Source organism: Chelatococcus sp. XZ-Ab1, assembly GCF_029309855.1.
GTDB lineage: Bacteria > Pseudomonadota > Alphaproteobacteria > Rhizobiales > Beijerinckiaceae > Chelatococcus_A > Chelatococcus_A sambhunathii.
The window spans coordinates 1-1,425 of record NZ_JARKII010000029.1; the positions used below are offsets into that span (position 1 = coordinate 1).

General features: G+C 56.7%; 3 protein-coding genes. 1 reads left to right on the plus strand and 2 read right to left on the minus strand.

All coding sequences use genetic code 11. The annotated features are described in order from the left end of the window. Both P2T65_RS21100 and P2T65_RS21105 read right to left on the minus strand, forming a co-directional pair. Positions 1-256 (minus strand): transposase (locus tag P2T65_RS21100; RefSeq protein ID WP_276198947.1); only part of this gene is annotated, 256 nt, incomplete at its 3' end. Then, positions 238-1,062 carry a hypothetical protein gene (locus tag P2T65_RS21105; RefSeq protein ID WP_276200691.1) on the minus strand — a complete coding sequence of 275 codons (825 nt, stop codon included), beginning with the start codon at positions 1,060-1,062 and terminating at the stop codon, positions 238-240. The genes P2T65_RS21105 and P2T65_RS21100, both read right to left, overlap by 19 nt. A 107-nt stretch (positions 1,063-1,169) precedes the next feature. Between P2T65_RS21105 and P2T65_RS21110 the strand changes: the two genes are divergently transcribed. Next, a partial coding sequence (locus tag P2T65_RS21110) for a transposase (protein WP_276198947.1) occupies positions 1,170-1,425 on the plus strand: 256 nt, incomplete at its 3' end.

Sequence of the window (1,425 nt, forward strand, 5' to 3'; positions counted from 1 at the left end):
CATCGTAAGCCCTTGTGATCGCGTCCATGAGCCGATCCCAGACGCCCGCCTTCCGCCATCGGTTGAAGCGGTTGTAGATCGTGGTCGGCGGCCCGTAGCGCGCCGGCATGTCCGCCCACGGCGCGCCCGAGCGCAGGCACCAGAAGATGCCATTGAGCACCCGCCGGTCATCCACGCGAGGCACGCCCCGCGACTTGTTGGGAAGGTGAGGCCGGATCGCCTCCCATTCGAAATCCGTCAGATCGTAGCGGCCCATCGCAAAGCTCCCGAAAAGGAGCTTGAATCACAATCGCCACCGTCAGGGAACCCAGAGCCGTTTATGGGTTTACGGCCTAATCCTTCGCTCGCCCTCCCCCTCACCACATCCTTGCGCGGAGGGGAAAGGGCTTTAAGCGGCTCATGTGATATCGGCGATCGTTCACTTTCCTCGACGGCTCTAGCCTCTCCAACAACTTGCATAACATTACCGACAAGCTTCATTGTCAAATCAATAGACGCCCAAACAGCACCCGGAACTGCCGCAACTGCAATAATAATGCGCGTCAACTCTAACAGAGTGAGGCGCCTCTTCTCCAATTCATCTTCAAATTTTTTCAACTTATCGAGGAGAGCTGATCGCTTCGCCTCACCAAGATCCGCCTTCTCTATTTCCGAGCGAAGAGCCCGCAGGTAGGTCCTTATGCGATCCTTTGCAAAATCTGAGAGAAAGACTGAATCCCTCCTGCCGCGAATGGAATTGCCAATGGCTACTTGAGCGATATAATGGTCGAGGTCCGCTTTAAATTGCTTGTGATCTCGATCATCAAAGCTCGAAATTGGCGGAACGTCCATAGACGAGAAAGGCTCTATTTCAAATCGCTTCGCCACCGCCAACATGACATTCATGAATCCATGGCGAGCTTCATTTAGCAGATCCCAGTCGCCGCCATCATCCAAGTTTAGTCGTCCCCTTACCTCGCGTAGGCGACGCTGGGCGAGTTGGGCAAACCGCAAGAAAGCTGCCTGGGGATCGTCCGGCAACTCATCGAGCTCTTCCTGGGTGATGAAATCAAAAAAATCCATCTGTGCTACTGTGGACCGAACTGCCTTTTAGGCCGTAAACCCATAAACGGCTCTGGGTTCCCTGACGGTGGCGATTGTGATTCAAGCTCCTTTTCGGGAGCTTTGCGATGGGCCGCTACGATCTAACGGATTTCGAATGGGAGGCGATCCGGCCTCACCTTCCCAACAAGTCGCGGGGCGTGCCTCGCGTGGATGACCGGCGGGTGCTCAATGGCATCTTCTGGTGCCTGCGCTCGGGCGCGCCGTGGGCGGACATGCCGGCGCGCTACGGGCCGCCGACCACGATCTACAACCGCTTCAACCGATGGCGGAAGGCGGGCGTCTGGGATCGGCTCATGGACGCGATCACAAGGGCTTACGATG